Raw genomic sequence first — 17,192 nt, 5'->3', positions numbered from 1 at the left:
GAATCTTATTATGAAAGAATTTACAACTGATGGGGCTAAACTTGAAAAGAAACTTCAAGAAATTTTGAAAGATCCACGTGTTATTGAAGAATTAGGTAATTCAGCAGGACATATTGATAATACTAGTGTGGAACACCAACTTTTAAACTTTGCAAAGAACAAAGCTAAAAAGACTGATATGTACAAAGTTGAATTAAAACAGGGTCGTTTTGATATTTATAACGAAACTTCTCACAGTCGAGAATTTTTTGAATAAAACTTATAAAAGGAGCTGTCAATTTCAAATTGACAGCTCCTTTTATAAGTTTTATTAGTCTTAATTTGTTTAAGCTATTTATCTTGTTGAGATTGATTCCGATTTAATGACCAGTAAGTTAATCCCACTAAAGAAGTAGCTTCAAGTGCAATCGCTATTCCTCCGATAATGAGTGATTCAACTAACAACGGAGTGTTTTTTCCTTTATTTTTTTTCATAATTTTGCTCTTGGTGGATTTTATTTTTATGGTTTTTGGCGATTTTCTTGATTAGGTTAATTTTACGTTTCGAACTAACCATATAATTAGTATAAGAAACCCCAATATAGGTTAAAAAGATTACTACAATAAAGAAAACCACTAAACTCCATTCTCCAATAGGAAGATATTCAGTCATTTCATAAGTAGTATAGAGAGCGTTTAAAAATCCAGCATATGAAACATAGTACCAAGCAATTGATTTGTTATAAAAACCAAAAAATTTTGTAAAGTCTTCTTTATTTAAAGATAAATCAAAAAGTTCTTTACCAGCATATTTTTTTAAATAATAAATTCGTAAGGGTGGTATTACCCAAATAATATTTTTAAATAAACCTTTGAGACTAAAACTATGATGGTTTGAGCTTTGGTATTTTTTGAAAACACTATTAGAATCCATTAATTCCATTTTCCCTTGCAGTAATGGAAAAACAAATAGTAGCCAATCAGCAACAAAAGCACAAAATGTAACAAAAAATTTCAAACTGACCATCTCCAATTATTATATTTTTAATTAATAAAACAGATTGTATTATAACACTTGTTTTTAAGATTTTGATAATCAAAATAAATTATCAAATCTAATTGTTATATATTACAATTAATAATGTAAATAATTATAAAGGGGATTATATTGTGGAGAAAAAAGTAGCTTTAATTACAGGTGCTGGTCAAGGAATTGGTGCAGCAATTGCTAAAAGATTACAACATGATGGTTTTTCGGTGGCTTTATTAGGAAGAACTTTTGAAAAAGTTGAAAAGACAGCGCAAGAAATTCAAAATGACAATGGTGATGCAATCGCAATCCAGGGAGATGTTGCTAATCGTGATGATGTGTTTGCAGCCGTTGAAAAAACTTATCAACATTTTGGTGATTTTAATGTAATGGTAAATAATGCTGGAGTTGCTCCCACGACACCTATTGATGAAGTAACACCAGAAGTGTTAGAAAATGCTGAAAAAATTAATGTTGGGGGAACTATTTGGGGAATTCAAGCAGCATCTAAAATGTTTAAAGAACTCAAACATTCAGGCAAAATAATTAATGCGTCCTCTCAAGCAGGAATGACTGGTAACCCCAATTTAACTGTTTATGGTTCAACTAAGTTTGCTATTAGAGGTATTACTGAAACAACTGCAAAGGAATTAGCTGAATACGATATTACTGTTAATGCATTTTGTCCAGGAATTGTAGTTACTCCAATGATGAACGACATTGCTAAAAATGTTGCAGATAAAGCAGGCCAACCATTTGAGTGGGGGATGAAACAGTTTGCCAAAAATATTGCATTAAAACGTCTTTCCAAGCCTGAAGATGTTGCTGGATGTGTTTCTTATCTTGCAGGGCCAGATTCAAATTATATGACTGGTCAGTCGTTGTTGATTGATGGTGGTATGGTATTTAATTAGATTTTTAAAGTGATTTTATAAAAAAGATGAACGTATTAAACGCCCATCTAATCGAATATGTATGACTTGCTCCCCAACTTATATGTTGCCCACAGTTTGCTTAAAAATGTATCTTTTCAACTGTTTTCATATAATTTCAATACCTTTCACAAATGTTACTATATCAATACTTTGTAAAGGTTTATGAAAAATGTTGAAAACTAATGAAACACTATTTTATGCACCAGGCGAGATTCGAACTCGCACTTGAAAAATCAAACAGCGACCTGAACGCTGCGCGTCTGCCAATTCCACCACTGGTGCGAACTCCTTTATTTTACTATAAATCCTTTATAAATGGAACAGAAATTAGGGGTTGTAATATATCGTGAATGTGCTATATATTAAATATAATTAAAATTTTCATAAGAAATACTATGAAATAGATATTGGTGGGAGTAGATATGGAAAAACTTAAAGGAATCGACAGTAAGGTTTGTTTTGCAATTTATAATGCAAATAAAAAGTTTAATAGATTTTATCAAAATGTTTTGTCTTCATATGATTTAACATACCCACAATATATCGTGATGGTAGTTTTATGGCAATATGCTCCAATGACAGTACGCGAATTAGGCTCGCATGTTGATTTAGATAGTGGAACATTAACTCCGCTTTTGAAACGACTTGATAAAAAGGGCTGGATAACTAAAGAACGGTCTAAAAAGGATGAGAGAGTTGTAAATATCAGTGTAACAGAACAAGCCAAAAAGTTAGAAGATGATATTTGTACACATGTTGATACTTGTTTTGATATCTTAGGGATGTCTAAAGCAAAAATTGCAGATTCAGTCGACGTTATTGATAATATAATTGACAAGTTAAATAAAGTTGATGTTGAAAAAATAAAAGATGCAAAATAAAATTAGTTAGTAATTATCAGTTTAAAATTTCTTGATTAGAGAACCTCACTTAAGAGGTTCTTTTTGTTTTTAGTCATTGATTTTGCTAAAATTAAAATGCTGCAATATGTAAAAATAATATAAAATAAATTATAGAAGTGTAATCTTTAATCTAAAAATAAAACTTGCTAATTAGTAAGATAGCTAGAATGGGGTATGATAAATTGTCGTTAAACATTGATGAGATTCAAATTCTTTTGCAAGAACATAATTTGTTGAAATCATCTGTTTCAGCTAATCATAATCAAAAAAAATATAGTTACATTAGTTATGATTCTCGTGATGTAAAAAATGATACTTTATTTTTTTGTAAAGGGAATTTTAGGCCAGAGTATCTTGAGATTGCAAAAGCATCTGGTGCCACAGGGGTGGTGGCTGAAGAACATCTTCCAGCTAGTTTGGGAATGGACGAGTATATTGTAACTGATATTCAAAAGGCATTGTCATTATTATCAGCTGCATTTTATGATTATCCACAGAATAATTTATTTATCATAGCGATTACCGGAACTAAAGGTAAGACTACCTCATCTTATTTGCTTCGGGATGCTATTGATAAAGCATCAGGAAATAAGACTGCATTATTTTCGACAGTTAATACTGTGGTTGGAACTAAAGATGATGATACATTTAAATCTCAGTTAACGACGCCAGAGTCATTAGATATTTTTCACAATATGCGTAGGGCTGTTGATAATGGAATGAAAATTTTAGTAATGGAAGTTTCATCTCAAGCTTATTTGAAAAATCGAGTTTATGGTTTGAAATTTAACATTGGATCATTTTTGAATATTTCACCAGATCATGTGGGAGAAAATGAACATCCAACTTTTGCTAATTATTTACATTGTAAAGAGCAATTATTAATAAATTCGAGAGTAACTATTATAAACGCAGAAACTAAAAATCTAGCAGATGTTTATTATGCAGCTAAGGCCACTTGTAATGCTAATAATATTTATCTGTTTGCTAGGAATGGCGCTAAAACTGAAATGCCTGTTACTTTAGACTTTGTTTTTGATAGTAAATCCGACACTTTAAGCGATAACGAAATTTATTTAAAAAGTTTAACTAAGAAAGCACAAAAATTAAACCTAGATGGAGATTATCGAATCGGAATTCCAGGTGATTATAATGAAGCTAATGCAACTGATGCTATTATTGCTGCCGGCTTAGCAGGTTTTAAGCGATCCGATTTATTAAATGGGATTGCAAATACTAAAATCCCAGGACGAATGGAAATGTATCCAAGCCAAAATCATGGAACAATTTATGTTGATTATGCTCATAATTATGCTAGTACACGAGCATTGCTTGGATTTTTAAAACGACAAAATCCAAATGGTCGAGTAGTAGCAGTGGTTGGTAGTCCAGGTAATAAGGGGCTTGATCGCCGTGAGGGATTTGGTAAAGCATTAAATGAAGAAGCCGATGTGGCTTATTTGACAACTGATGATCCTGCATATGAAGATCCCCAAAAAATTGCTCAAGAGATTGATTCATATATTGATCATGATAAAGTCGATGTTCATTTTAATCTTGACCGGGAACAAGCAATTAAGGATGCAATTTTGTCCGGTGAAAAGGATGATATGATTGTGATTCTTGGAAAGGGTCAAGATCCATATCAAAAAGTTAAAGGAATTGATGTTCCTTATCCAACAGATTCTTTAATAGTTAAAAAAATTATTGAATCTTTAAACAAAGACACTAAAAATTAATCATAAATTTAAGTTAAAATCATCAAACTAAAGATTTTTTTAACTTATGAGTAATCAAGCTGTAATATAAATCATTTAAAATAACAGTTATGAACTCATTGAAAAATAGATATTGCAGAACGGAGTCCTATCAGTTGTCGTTAAATGTCAATGAAATAAAAACAATCTTATATGAACACGATTTGTTGCAATCAACTACTATAATGGGTCAACCTGAGTTTGAGTATGTAAGTTATGATTCTCGTGATATTCAGAAAAATACTTTGTTTTTCTGTAAAGGAAACTTTAAACCAGAATATTTAGAAGCTGCTAAAAAAAATGGCGCTACTGGCGTTGTTTCTGAACGTCATCTCCCAGCAAGTGCTGGAATGAATGAATTTATTGTAACAGATATTCAAAAAGCAATGGCTTTGCTTTCTGCAGCTTTTTTTGATTATCCCCAAGATGAATTGTATATTATTGCAATTACCGGAACTAAAGGAAAAACGACATCGGCATATTTTGTGCGTGACGCAATTAAAAATTCTACAAATGATAAGGTTGCTATTTTTTCTACCATCAATACAGTGATTGGGAATACGCCTAGTGACACGTTCAAATCCCAGTTAACTACGCCTGAATCTTTAGATATTTTTCATAATATGCGAAAAGCAGTTAATAATGGAATGCATATTTTAGTGATGGAAGTTTCATCTCAGGCATATCTTAAAAATCGAGTTTATGGTTTAAGATATGACATTGGTTCATTTCTTAATATTTCTTCTGATCATGTAGGAGAAAATGAACATCCCACGTTTTCTAATTATTTACACTGTAAAGAACAATTACTAGTGAATTCTAAAATCACAATTATTAATGCTGAAACGGATAATTTAAAAGACGTTTATTATACTGCTAAAGCAACTTGTAATCCTGAAAATATTTATTTATTTGCTAGAAAAAATGTAAAATTAGACCTTCCAATTAACTTAGATTTTGTCTATTCAAGCGAAGTAGATACATTAAAATTAAATGAAATTTATCTGCAAGCTTTATCTAAAAAAGCAAAAGAACTTGAATTAGAAGGTAGTTATCGTTTAGGGATTCCAGGTGATTATAATGAACCAGATGCTGTCGATGCAATTATTTCTGCTGGAATTGCTGGATTTAAACGTTCTGATCTTATTAAGGGAATTGCTAACACTCAAATTCCTGGAAGAATGGAAATTTATGAAACAAAAGATCACGGAACAGTTTATGTTGATTATGCACATAATTATTCTAGTATGCATTCGTTATTATCCTTTTTAAAAAGTCAAAATCCAGATGGAAAAGTTATCGTAGTAGTTGGTTGTACAGGAAATAAAGGAATTATTCGCCGAAAGGGAATTGGAAAAGCATTAAGTGAAAATGCTAATGTGGCTTATTTAACTATGCAAGATCCAGCTTTTGAAGATCCCAAAGAAATCTCAAAAGAAATTGATTCTCATATTGATCATAGCAAAGTTGATGTTCATTTTGTGATGAATCGTGCAACAGCGATTGCTGACGCAATTAAACAAGGAAAAAATGATGATATAATTGTAATAGCTGGAAAAGGAAGAGATCCGTATCAAAAAATTAATGGTGTTGATACCCCATATCCTACTGATACAGTTATTGTTAAAGAATTAGTAAAGGAATTGAATGAAAATGACTGTTAAAACACCAAATTTTACCCCGATTCTTTTAGGCAGTGATTTTAATGTCTATGGAATGGCACGTTCTTTTTATGATTTATATGGGAAGCCAGTTAAGGCAATCGCACAAACGCGATTAGCACCAACTCGTTATACTAAAATCGTTGATTTAGAAATTGTGCCGAATTTTAGTGAAGATCCAGCTTGGATTGAAGAAATGCGCAAGCTAAAAAAAAGATATGCAAATCATTCAGAACCAGTAATTTTAATTGGTTGTAGTGATGGGTATGCTGAATTAATTTCTAAGCATAAAGATGAATTAGAAGATGTTTTTATTTGTCCTTATGTTGATTATTCATTGATTAAACAATTAAATAGTAAAGAAAAATTTTATGAATTATGTGATAAACTAAATATTCCTTATCCGGGAACTAAAGTAATTACTAAACAAGATTATAAAGATGATAATTTTTCTCAACCCTTTGGATATCCAATTGCTGTTAAGCCTACTAATAGTGTTGAATGGCTTGATATTCATTTTGAGGGTCGAAAAAAGGTATTCATTATTAATGATGAAGCTGATTATCGAGATAAAATTGGAAAAATTTATGATAATGGATATACTTCGGATGTGATTGTTCAAGACTTTGTTCCAGGTGATGACAGCAATATGCGAGTTATTAATGCTTATGTTGATAAAAATCATAAAGTTAAAATGATGTGCTTAGGTCATCCTTTACTGGAAGATCCAGCTCCCGGGGCAATTGGTAATTATGTAGCTATTTTACCGGAATATAACAAACAAATTTATGATCAAATCAAAAGATTTTTGGAAAGTGTTAACTATACTGGGTATGCTGATTTTGATATGAAGTGGGATTCTCGGGATAACACTTATAAGTTATTTGAAATTAATCTGCGACAAGGACGAAGTAGTTTTTATGTAACTTTAAATGGTTATAATTTAGCAAAATGGTTAGTAGATGATTATGTTCTTGATAACTTAAAAGATAAAGAGACTGTTTATGCTAATCAAGATAAAAATAACTATCAATTATGGCTAGGTGTACCGGAAAAAGTTTTTAATAAATATGCCAAAAATAATCAAGACAAAAAAGAAGCTCAAAAATTAATTTCACAAGGTCAATTTGGAAATACCTTTTGGTATAAAAAGGATGAAAACTTTATGCGTTGGTTATTAATGAAGTGGATTGATCATAATTATGTTGAAGATTTCAAAAAGAATTTTCATGCAGAAAAAGGATAAAACTTATGAAAGATTTTTTTACAATTATTGGCGGAATGGGAACAGAAGCAACAGAATCATATATTCATCAATTGAATAAAAAGACTGATGCTCATCAAGACCAAGATTATTTAAATTATATTCTTGTAAATCATGCTACAGTTCCTGATCGAACAGACTATATTATTGATCCCCAAAATCATCCAGATCCTTTGAAACCATTAGCTGAAGATATTAAGCAACAAAGTAAAATAGGACCGGAATTTTTTGCTTTGCCATGTAATACTGCTCATTATTTTTATAATCAATTACAATCTTTAACCTCAATTCCTATTTTGCATATGCCAAATTTAGCAGTTGCAGCGATTAGCAAGAAATTTCCGAATGCTAAACGAGTGGGGTTGATTGCAACTAAAGGAACTTTAAAAGATAAAGTGTATGAAGAACCAATTAAAGAAGCTGGGTATGATTTAGTGATGCCGACAAGTGAAATTGCTGATGAAACTATGCAATTAATTTATGATGATGTTAAAGAACAAAATTGGGTTGACGCTGATTTATATCATCATATTCTTGATCAAATGACGAATGAGTTAAAATGTGACGTTGTTATTTTAGGATGTACTGAAATATCAGTTGCAGAAGAACGAGCCGGCAGCAATAGCTACCATGTGATTGATGCTCAAAGTGAATTAGTTGATGAATCGATTAGATTAGCTGAAAAAATGCAAAAAAATAAATAATAGAAAAAATTCGTTTAGAGTAAAAATCTAAACGAATTTTTGTTTTATCATGAATAGGATAATAATAGCGATAATGATTAAAATAATGGTTATCCAAATGATAGATATTTTTAATGTTCCTTGTATTTTTCGTTGAAATGAAATGTCAATAAACGAAATAGCAAAAATGGATATAATAAAACTAAAAATAATTAAACCAGGTTGTTGATTAAAATTCTGAATAGAGAAAACGACTTGTATCATCAATAGAATAAAATAAAGGGCTCTAGTATATATTAAAGCTTTAATAATTTGTTTATCCTGTTTACGAGTAACTCCAATTGTTAGAGAAATTACTAGTAATAGCCATAAAATAATAATTAAATAAATAAACATGATATGCCTCCAGTAGAATTTTATCATAATTAATAAACTAAATACTAATGACAAGCAACTTATTTAATGCTATAATTTCAATGTATTGCGGGTGTAGTTTAGTGGTAAAATTTAAGCTTCCCAAGCTTACGTCGCGGGTTCGATTCCCGTCACCCGCTTTGGTAAGTTGCCTATGATAAAAGAGTAGTAGTATTTTAAAGATTACAGCAAGTCTAGGATGTTGAGAGCTAGATATTTGATGAATGCGAAGGCGTGCTTTTTAGGCAATAATTTAAATAATCAAAGTGGGTAATTTACCTATTAGAGTGGTACCGCGGGTTAACTCGTCTCTTACATTAATTTTTAATGTAGGAGTTTTTTTATTATAAGGAGTGAATAAAATGGATTACAAACAATTGGTGGCAGATGCTATTTCTGATGCAGTTGACAATCAAGTCTCAACCAGTGATATTTATACTAAAATAGAAAAACCTAAACTTTCAAAAAATGGTGATTTGGCTTTTCCAGCTTTTGTATTATCAAAAACAATGCACAAAGCTCCTCAAGAAATTGCGCAAGGAATCGTTGCTAAAATTGATGGGGTTAGTTTTGATAATGTTGAAGCCGCTGGTCCTTATGTTAATTTCTTTTTAAATAAACAAAGTGTTAGTGAGCAAGTAATTAGCGATGTATTGATTGAAAAAAATCATTATGGGGATAATCAAGATGGACAAGATCGAGTGGTTACTATTGATATGTCTTCTCCTAATATTGCTAAGCCAATGTCAATGGGTCATCTGCGTTCTACTGTGATTGGTAATTCAATTGCCAAAATTTTAACTAAAAATGGTTACAAACCAATTAAAGATAATCATTTAGGTGATTGGGGCACGCAGTTTGGAAAATTGATTACAGCTTATTTAAAGTGGGGTAGCGAAGAAGATGTCAAAAAAGATCCAATTCATTATTTAGTGCAATACTATATTAGATTTCATAAAGAAGACCAAGAAAATCCTGAATTAGATGTTGAAGCACGCGAATGGTTTAAAAATCTTGAAGACGGAGATCCTGAAGCAGTAAAACTTTGGGAATGGTTCAGAGATGTTTCTTTAGAAGCTTTTAAACAAACCTACCAAAAACTTAATGTTGAGTTTGATACCTATAATGGTGAATCATTTTATAATGATAAATTACAAAATGTAGTTGATACATTAAAAGATCAGGGATTATTAGAAAAATCCCAAGGTGCTTCTATTGTAGATTTGAGCGATGAAGATTTAAACCCAGCTTTGATTTTAAAAACCGATGGTGCTTCATTATACGTTACACGTGATATTGCAACTGCTATTTATCGTGATAAAACTTATCATCCAGTTATGAATTTATATGTGGTTGGTTCAGAACAAACTTATTACTTTAAACAATTAAAAGCAGTTTTGAAGAAAATGGGTCTTGATTCAGCAGCTGGATTACATCATGTTCCATTTGGCTTGATTACAGTTGATGGTAAAAAACTTTCCACGCGACATGGGAATATCGTCCTTTTAAATGAAGTTTTAAATGAATCAGTTAAGATGGCCAAGGAACAAATTGCTGAAAAGAATCCTGGATTAAAAAATAAAGATCAAGTTGCAGAAGATGTTGGAGTCGGAGCAGTCATTTTTGGTGATTTAAAGAATGCTAGAATGGATAGTATTGATTTTAATTTGAAAGACCAGTTGAGATTTGAAGGTGAAACTGGTCCTTATGTACAATATGCACATGCTCGTGCTGAAAGCATCTTAAAAAAAGGTGAATATTCTGATTTTGAAAAAGGTAAGCATTCTTTGACCGATAATGATTCATGGGAAATAATCAAGTTATTACAAGAATTTCCACAGGTTGTTAAACGTGCAAATCAGCATTTTGAACCATCAGACATTGCTAAATATTCATTAAAATTAGCAAAAGCATTTAATAAATATTATGCTCATACTAAGATTTTGGTTGATGATGATGAGTTGAATGCAAGACTATCCTTAGTTAAAAGTGTTTCAATTGTTTTAGAAGAATCTTTGAATTTACTTGGGGTTAAAGCACCAAATGAAATGTAATTTTATCTTAAAGGAGGGTCACTTTTGATAGTGACGCTCTTTTATTGTCTTTACAGCTTTTTAAAGTCTTTGTGATACAATAATGATTAAGCTTATCTAGGAGAAATTTTTTATGGCAAAATACAAAGACAACTCATTTTTTAAAACTTTTTTAAAGAAAATTTGGTATTTCATTTACAAATATTGGAAAAGATTTCAAATTACAAAATGGATTGTAGTAATCATTTTGTTTTTTTCTTTAATATTCACAATCTATTTGACAATTATTGCTAAAACTTCTCATGTTCATAATTTACAATCTAATTTATCTCGTTCAACTTTAATTTACGATAAAAATGGTTCTAAGGCTGGCGGACTTTATTCACAAAAAGGAACCTATGTTTCAAGTCAAAAAATTTCTCCCAATCTTCCTAATGCAATTTTATCAACTGAGGACCGTAATTTTTATCATGAACATGGTTTCTCGGTAAAGGGATATGGAAGAGCTATTCTACTTGCAATTGGAAATAAATTAATGGGTAGAAATCAAATTAGTGGTGGTGGGAGTACTATTTCACAGCAATTAGCTAAAAATACGTTTCTTTCCCAGCAACAAACTTTATCACGAAAATTTAAAGAGTTATTTATTTCGATTGAAATTGAAAATTTGTATTCTAAGAAACAAATTATCACAATGTACATGAATAATGCATATTTTGGAAATGGAATTTATGGTGTTCAAGATGCTTCTAGAAAATATTTTGGAATGGATGCCAAGGATTTACCAGTTCAAGATGCAGCTGTTTTAGCTGGAATGTTGCAGAATCCAAGTAATAATCCAATTGATCATCCTGAAGCAGCTAAACAACGGCGAAATGTTGTTTTGGAGTTAATGGCGGAAAATGGAAAGATTTCTAAAAGTGAACTTAAAAATTATCAGAAGTTGCCGTTAGGGACTAAAGATACTTTTAAAGTAAAAGATGGTTATAAATATCCATATTATTTTGATGCTGTCATTAATGAAGCAATTAGTAAATATGGGTTAACGGAAAAACAGCTTATGAATGATGGTTATAAAATATATACAAATCTTGACCAGCAACAACAAAGTAGTTTTCAAAAAGATTTTAAAAATCCAGACTTGTTTCCCCAAAATGCAGCTGATGGGACTAAGGTTCAAGCAGCTTCTGTTGCTGTTAATCCTAAAAATGGTGGAGTTCAAGCTGTTGTAGGGGGACGTAATAAAGATATCTTCCGTGGGTTTAATCGGGCAACAGATATAAAACGACAACCAGGATCAACTATGAAACCATTGGCGGTTTATACGCCTGCATTAGAAAACGGATTTAACTATGATTCAAAACTAGTTAATAAAAAATTATCTTATGGTAAGAATCATTACACGCCTAATAATTATAACAATCAATATAGTGGTAAAGTTCCGATGTATGAAGCATTAGCACAAAGTATGAATGCCCCCGCTGTTTGGACTCTGAATAAAATTGGAGTAAATAAAGGTTACGAATCCGTACAAAAATTTGGATTACCAGTTACTAAAAAAGATGATAATTTAGCCCTTGCTTTAGGAGGACTATCAAGTGGTGTTTCACCACAACAAATGGCAGGAGCTTATACGGCTTTTGCTAACCATGGGCAAGTTTCTAAACCTTTTTATATTACTAAGATTGTGGATTCAACTGGGAAAACAGTTGGTAAACATGAAAGTAGTCCGAGTCAAATTATGTCCGATGATACTGCAAAACAAATGACAAGTATGATGATGGGTGTCTTTGATTATGGAACTGGAGCAACTGCTAAACCAAATGGATACCAGATTGCTGGAAAAACTGGTAGTACAGAGGCTGATAATAGTAAAGATGCGGATGCTACGAGGGATAAATGGTTAGTCGGTTATACACCAGACGTAGTAGTAGCTACTTGGGAAGGTTTTGACAATACTAATTCTTCTCATCACTTAGAAAATTTAAGTGGGACTGGGGTTAATACTTTGTATAAACAACAAATGCAACAAATTATTCCATATACTAAGCAAACCCCATTTAAAACACAAGATGCAGCAACATTAGTTAAAGAAAAAGATAAACAAAATAAGGAAAGTAATAGTGAAGAAGAAAATGATTTAGCTGGGAAAGTTCAAGATTTTAGTAAAAATGTTGAAGTGGGAGCTAAAAGTGTGGCTCATAATTTAATCAATGGAGCACGTAGTTTATTAGGTCGTTGAGGTTAAAATATGTTAAAATGATAATATAATACTTATCAAGAGGAGATATATTTATGTCAGATAACAAAATTATGGAACAAGCTAAAAAAATGCAAGATGCAGTTGCTCAATCAGAAGAATTTACTAATTTAAAAAATGCTTTTGACGCTTTGAAAGCTGAAAAAGATTCATACAAGATTTTTACTGAATTTCAAGCAAGTCAAAACGAATTAAGACAAAAACAAATGTCTGGTCAAGAAATCACCCCAGATGATATGAAGGCTGCAAGAGAACTTGCTGATAAAATGAACAAACTTCCTGCAATTAAAATTTTAATGGAAAGAGAAAAAGCAATGGGTAAATTAATTGATGATGCTAACATGGTTATCACTGAACCATTGCGTAAACTTTACGAAGGTTAATTCTTTTAAATTAGGAAGCACTTAATTTAGGTGCTTCTTTTTTTATTGTCTAGGAGATAAGAGAATGAAATTTATTCATGCTGCCGATTTACATTTAGATACACCTTTCGAGGGAATTAGAGATGATGCTAATGCACCACAATCATTATGGAAAAAGCTACAACAAGCTCCCTATGATTCTTTTACTAGAATTGTAGATGATGCAATTGAAGAAAAAGTTGATTTTGTTTTATTAGTTGGAGATTTGTTTGATGGGAAGAACCAGAGTGTAACGGCTGTAAGTTTTTTTATTGATCAATTACGTAGATTGGATCAAGCAGATATTCCGGTTTTATTATCATTTGGAAATCACGATTTTCAAAAAGATGATGGGAAAAATTTTGCGTTTCCTGCAAATGTCTTTGTTTTTCCAAGTGAAGTTACGACCCACCAATTGACTACAAAGGATGGAAAAAAAGTCAAAATCACTGGATTTAGTTATGATAAACAAGCAATAACTGAAGATATGGTAACTAAGTTTCCTACTAGTAGTGATGCTGACTATCAAATTGGAATGGTTCATGGTTCCATAAAATCTGGAAATGATTCCAACTATGCTCCATTTACTATCAATGAAATGGTTGATAAAGGATACGATTATTGGGCATTAGGTCATATTCATAAAAGACAAGAATTGAATCAAAACCCTTTGATTGAGTATCCTGGGGATATTCAAGGACGGCATAAAAATGAACCTGGTAAAAAAGGATATTTAATGGTAAGCGATACAAATGATAAGTTGAATGCTAATTTCGTTTCGACATCTGAAGTTGATTTTACAAAATTAAAAGTAAAAATTAATGGTTCAATGAATATTACGGATGTTGTTAATCAAGTTTTAGAAACACTTGAAAGTAGTCAATTTACTAATTTGAAGTTATTATATCTCATTTTGATTAATAAGGATAATAAAGCTAGTAGTGAAGTATCGAACGGTTTACTAAACGATTTATTATTAGAAAGTATTCAGCAAGAATTAAAAGATAAATATCAAGATTTAAACGGCTGGATTTATGAAGTTAATCTTGATGAAAAAGAAGATATTCACTTTTCTGATTTAGATGAATCATTTTGGAACGAAACACAAAGTTTAGTTTTTAATCATGAAGTGATTAATGAAATAGCAAAAAAATTGTTTAAAAATGCCTTTATTCGTGATAATTTTAGTTCTGATAAAGCACTTCAAAATTTATTAGATCAAAGTAAAATACTTTTGAAAGCCCAAACTGAAGGGAATGAAAAACATAGTGAAGATTAAAAAAATTGAAATATTTAATTATGGTAAACTCAGCCATGTTACTTTTGATTTTAATCAATTTCAAGTCATTTATGGAAAAAATGAAACAGGAAAAACTACTATTATTAACTTCATTAAAGATATTTTATTTGGATTTGAGCATCGTAGCACTACTCATCTATATGGTCCTAAGGATAAAAGCAAAATGGGTGGTAAATTAGTAATTGCTAATCATGGAGAAACCTTTGAAATCCAACGTGTTGATGGTAAAAACGGTGGAGATTTAACTATTTTTGATTATCATGGCAATGAACTTCCACAGCTAATTTTAAAAGAAATTTTAGGCCCAATTAATCGAGATGGGTACAATAAATTATTTTATTTTGGTTCACTTGATCTTGATGCTATTGCAAAACTGACTAATGACGAGTTAGAAGAACGAATTCGTCGGGTAGGAGTTGTTGGTATTGACCAATGGCTTAAGTTAAAAAAAGACTTGGATGAAAAGGCAGGGTCAATTTATCGGCCAACTGGGAAAAAACAAAGTTTATATTTAGAATTAAAAAATTATGAAAAATTACAGGATGAGTTTAAAGAAGCAAAAAACAAATATCCCGAATTTGTTGAGTTAACGAAACAACTAAATAGTTTAGATAGTGAAATAAAAAAAGATAATCAAGATTATAATCAATTAGTTCAAACTTATTCAAAAGTCTATGAAGATAGTCAAAATTGGAATAAATATGAGCAATTAAATCAATTAAAAAATAAAAATCTTAAAATTAAAAAAGGGTTTGAAGATCATGATTTGGCAAAAATTAATGATTTGAATAATAAACTAAAACTAATTGATAATGATTTGAATAATAATAATTTAAAAATTGAAAATTTTAAAAAGCAACATTTTGTGACACAACCACATTATCAATTTTATTTGGACAATCAGGCTAAAATTAGTGATCTATCTAGACACCTTGATAGTCAAATTGAAAAACAACGTGAATATGATTCGTTACTTCATGATATTAAAAACGAAGAATTAAGATTACGCCAGGATAATATCGATGCTGGGGGAACAGCTAGTAAACCTTTTGATTCTGAGATGTTAAATCATGTTGATGAACTATTGCATAAACAAAGTGATTTAAAAAGTAGAATTGCGTTTGCCAAACAAAATAACCGTAGCAAAACTGAAGTTTCAACTAGTAATAATCAATTACCGATTGGGATTACTGTTTTTGGAGTATTCCTAATTATAGTTGGATTTTTATTTCAAGGAGTCATGCTGCCAATTTTATTAGTAGTGGGATTGTTATTGGCTTTTGTTGGATTTTTGTTAACTAAAAAATCTAAACAAAATCATACTAATACAAACAATCAAATTCCAGTTGGTGAATTAAACTCTCAAATTCAGGATATTGAAAATGAATTAATGTCGATTGGCAAAGAATATAAAATTCAAAGTATTTCGCAAAATCAATGGACAAATGTATTACAAACTGCAATTAAGCGTCGTAATAATGAGTTGGAAGAAATTAATGTTTTAAAAAATGATGCACAAAATAAATTGGCATCACTTAAAAATTATTTGGATAATTGGAGTTTTGCATTTAACGAATTAGAATTAACTGATGTTTCGGACGGAATGAAATACAATACTATTAAACAGTTTGTATTGGGGGCAAAAGATCAAGAACAAAAGAGTACACAATATCATCAGCGCCTACAGGAATTAGAAAATGATCGTGATCAACATCAAAAGCAACATGATGAAATACAAAAAGAAATGCAACAATTTTATCTTTCACGTGAAGTTAAAGATTTAGCTGAATTTAAATCTTTATTTGAAAAACAAAATAAGATTAAAAAACAATTAGAACAATTAGCTAGTTTACAAAATGAGTTAGATTCTTCAGTTGTTATGCGTTTAAAAAATTATGCTAATAAGCAGGTACTGGATGATAAATTGCAGATGTTAAAAGAACAGCAGGAGAAATTAAAGCTTAAAATGGTTTCTTTAACGCAAGAGCAAACTGCAATTAAAGTTAAAATTGATCAGTTAAAAAAAGATGGAACCTTTTTAGATTTAAAACAACAATTAGCTAACTCTCAAAGTGAAATTAATGACTTGACTAGTAAATGGTTGGTTTATAAATTAACAAATGAATGGATTGAAAGAGTGTTAAACCAAGCTAGTCATGGAAGATTTCCTCAAGTTCAAAAACAAGCACAAAAATATTTTGGCATTTTGACTGATCATCATTATGTTGAAATTAAATATGGTAAAAAAATTGAAGTCGTTACAGATGATGGAATGAAATTTAAGATAAAAGAGTTATCAAGAGGAACAATGCAACAACTTTATCTGTCATTGATTTTTGCTTTGACAATCTCATTTAGTGATGAATTTCCAATGCCAATCATGATTGATGATGGTTTCGTGGAATTCGATCATGTTCGGACAAACAATGCAATAGAATTAATGAAATTAATTTCAGAAACAACTCAAATATTGTATTTTACGGCTGACGACAGAATTATGAATGAGGTTTCACCGGATTTAGTATTAAAATTAGATTAAGTATAAAAAATAACCACCTAATTGTGAGGTGGTT

Annotated in this window: 15 protein-coding genes and 2 tRNA genes; 13 read left to right on the top strand and 4 right to left on the bottom strand. The window is 30.6% G+C overall.

Annotated features, from left to right (window positions below):
* The first annotated feature begins 10 nt into the window (after positions 1-10).
* Positions 11-256, top strand: coding sequence for a hypothetical protein (locus AC0GLR_RS03950; protein WP_054646279.1), 246 nt, complete (start codon positions 11-13; stop codon positions 254-256).
* Positions 257-330: 74 nt separating this feature from the next.
* On the opposite strand, the gene AC0GLR_RS03945 is transcribed toward AC0GLR_RS03950, so the two are convergent.
* Together AC0GLR_RS03945 and AC0GLR_RS03940 are read right to left on the bottom strand one after the other, a co-directional pair.
* Positions 331-474 (bottom strand): hypothetical protein, encoded by a 144-nt coding sequence (locus tag AC0GLR_RS03945; RefSeq protein ID WP_495604187.1) that lies wholly within the window; start codon positions 472-474, stop codon positions 331-333.
* Positions 461-997 (bottom strand): hypothetical protein, encoded by a 537-nt coding sequence (locus AC0GLR_RS03940; protein ID WP_495604186.1) that lies wholly within the window; start codon positions 995-997, stop codon positions 461-463. The genes AC0GLR_RS03945 and AC0GLR_RS03940 overlap by 14 nt, the downstream gene beginning before the upstream one ends.
* Positions 998-1,149: 152 nt before the next feature.
* Between AC0GLR_RS03940 and AC0GLR_RS03935 the strand changes: the two genes are divergently transcribed.
* On the top strand, positions 1,150-1,923 hold the full coding sequence (locus AC0GLR_RS03935) for a (S)-acetoin forming diacetyl reductase (RefSeq protein ID WP_495604185.1): 774 nt from the start codon (positions 1,150-1,152) through the stop codon (positions 1,921-1,923).
* A 219-nt stretch (positions 1,924-2,142) separates the two neighbouring features.
* Here AC0GLR_RS03935 and AC0GLR_RS03930 read toward each other — a convergent pair.
* Positions 2,143-2,226: transfer RNA gene (locus AC0GLR_RS03930), tRNA-Leu, on the bottom strand.
* Positions 2,227-2,366: 140 nt separating this feature from the next.
* Here AC0GLR_RS03930 and AC0GLR_RS03925 point away from each other — a divergent pair.
* The 5 genes from AC0GLR_RS03925 (at position 2,367) to AC0GLR_RS03905 (ending at position 8,232) form a co-directional block, all read left to right on the top strand.
* Positions 2,367-2,825, top strand: a complete 459-nt coding sequence (locus tag AC0GLR_RS03925; protein ID WP_495604184.1) for a MarR family winged helix-turn-helix transcriptional regulator — start codon at positions 2,367-2,369, stop codon at positions 2,823-2,825.
* 203 nt (positions 2,826-3,028) lie between these two features.
* A complete protein-coding gene (locus tag AC0GLR_RS03920) occupies positions 3,029-4,585 on the top strand; it encodes a UDP-N-acetylmuramoyl-L-alanyl-D-glutamate--2,6-diaminopimelate ligase (RefSeq protein WP_495604183.1) in 1,557 nt (518 codons plus the stop codon).
* Between the two features lie 134 nt (positions 4,586-4,719).
* Positions 4,720-6,267: a UDP-N-acetylmuramoyl-L-alanyl-D-glutamate--2,6-diaminopimelate ligase gene (locus tag AC0GLR_RS03915; protein WP_495604182.1), complete on the top strand. Its 1,548-nt coding sequence runs from the start codon at positions 4,720-4,722 to the stop codon at positions 6,265-6,267.
* Positions 6,257-7,510: a carboxylate--amine ligase gene (locus AC0GLR_RS03910; RefSeq protein WP_495604181.1), complete on the top strand. Its 1,254-nt coding sequence runs from the start codon at positions 6,257-6,259 to the stop codon at positions 7,508-7,510. The genes AC0GLR_RS03915 and AC0GLR_RS03910 overlap by 11 nt, the downstream gene beginning before the upstream one ends.
* Positions 7,511-7,515: 5 nt before the next feature.
* The gene (locus AC0GLR_RS03905; RefSeq protein WP_495604180.1) at positions 7,516-8,232 is read left to right on the top strand and encodes an aspartate/glutamate racemase family protein; all 717 of its coding nucleotides are present in this window, start codon (positions 7,516-7,518) and stop codon (positions 8,230-8,232) included.
* A 27-nt stretch (positions 8,233-8,259) separates the two neighbouring features.
* Here the strand turns inward: AC0GLR_RS03905 and AC0GLR_RS03900 are convergent, their stop codons facing one another.
* Entirely contained in the window at positions 8,260-8,607 is a 348-nt protein-coding gene (locus AC0GLR_RS03900; protein WP_495604179.1) for a DUF1516 family protein, read from the bottom strand.
* An 87-nt stretch (positions 8,608-8,694) separates the two neighbouring features.
* On the opposite strand from AC0GLR_RS03900, the gene AC0GLR_RS03895 reads away from it, so the two are divergent.
* The 6 genes from AC0GLR_RS03895 to AC0GLR_RS03870 all read left to right on the top strand — a co-directional run bounded on the left by AC0GLR_RS03895 (position 8,695) and on the right by AC0GLR_RS03870 (position 17,158).
* A tRNA-Gly gene (locus tag AC0GLR_RS03895) sits at positions 8,695-8,765 on the top strand.
* Between the two features lie 222 nt (positions 8,766-8,987).
* Positions 8,988-10,679: an arginine--tRNA ligase gene (argS, locus tag AC0GLR_RS03890; protein WP_495604178.1), complete on the top strand. Its 1,692-nt coding sequence runs from the start codon at positions 8,988-8,990 to the stop codon at positions 10,677-10,679.
* A gap of 112 nt (positions 10,680-10,791) precedes the next feature.
* On the top strand, positions 10,792-12,900 hold the full coding sequence (locus tag AC0GLR_RS03885; RefSeq protein ID WP_495604177.1) for a transglycosylase domain-containing protein: 2,109 nt from the start codon (positions 10,792-10,794) through the stop codon (positions 12,898-12,900).
* Between the two features lie 53 nt (positions 12,901-12,953).
* The gene (locus AC0GLR_RS03880; RefSeq protein ID WP_054646271.1) at positions 12,954-13,301 is read left to right on the top strand and encodes a YlbF family regulator; all 348 of its coding nucleotides are present in this window, start codon (positions 12,954-12,956) and stop codon (positions 13,299-13,301) included.
* A 64-nt stretch (positions 13,302-13,365) separates the two neighbouring features.
* Positions 13,366-14,598: a metallophosphoesterase family protein gene (locus AC0GLR_RS03875; protein WP_495604176.1), complete on the top strand. Its 1,233-nt coding sequence runs from the start codon at positions 13,366-13,368 to the stop codon at positions 14,596-14,598.
* Positions 14,588-17,158 (top strand): ATP-binding protein, encoded by a 2,571-nt coding sequence (locus AC0GLR_RS03870; protein WP_495604175.1) that lies wholly within the window; start codon positions 14,588-14,590, stop codon positions 17,156-17,158. Before AC0GLR_RS03875 ends, AC0GLR_RS03870 begins: the two co-directional genes overlap by 11 nt.
* The last annotated feature ends 34 nt before the right edge of the window (positions 17,159-17,192 follow it).

Source organism: Fructilactobacillus sp. YLN 2412, assembly GCF_059488745.1.
The sequence above is the reverse complement of the archived record's forward strand: the minus strand, read 5'-3'. Positions and strand labels throughout refer to the sequence as shown.

Bases quoted from the DNA above. Each gene is read 5' to 3' on its own strand.
- AC0GLR_RS03905 (WP_495604180.1), top strand. From the start codon at position 7,516: ATGAAAGATTTTTTTACAATTATTGGCGGAATGGGAACAGAAGCAACA.
- AC0GLR_RS03900 (WP_495604179.1), bottom strand. From the start codon at position 8,607: ATGTTTATTTATTTAATTATTATTTTATGGCTATTACTAGTAATTTCT.
- AC0GLR_RS03880 (WP_054646271.1), top strand. From the start codon at position 12,954: ATGTCAGATAACAAAATTATGGAACAAGCTAAAAAAATGCAAGATGCA.
- AC0GLR_RS03925 (WP_495604184.1), top strand. From the start codon at position 2,367: ATGGAAAAACTTAAAGGAATCGACAGTAAGGTTTGTTTTGCAATTTAT.
- argS (WP_495604178.1), top strand. From the start codon at position 8,988: ATGGATTACAAACAATTGGTGGCAGATGCTATTTCTGATGCAGTTGAC.
- AC0GLR_RS03945 (WP_495604187.1), bottom strand. From the start codon at position 474: ATGAAAAAAAATAAAGGAAAAAACACTCCGTTGTTAGTTGAATCACTC.
- AC0GLR_RS03875 (WP_495604176.1), top strand. From the start codon at position 13,366: ATGAAATTTATTCATGCTGCCGATTTACATTTAGATACACCTTTCGAG.
- AC0GLR_RS03885 (WP_495604177.1), top strand. From the start codon at position 10,792: ATGGCAAAATACAAAGACAACTCATTTTTTAAAACTTTTTTAAAGAAA.
- AC0GLR_RS03950 (WP_054646279.1), top strand. From the start codon at position 11: ATGAAAGAATTTACAACTGATGGGGCTAAACTTGAAAAGAAACTTCAA.
- AC0GLR_RS03910 (WP_495604181.1), top strand. From the start codon at position 6,257: ATGACTGTTAAAACACCAAATTTTACCCCGATTCTTTTAGGCAGTGAT.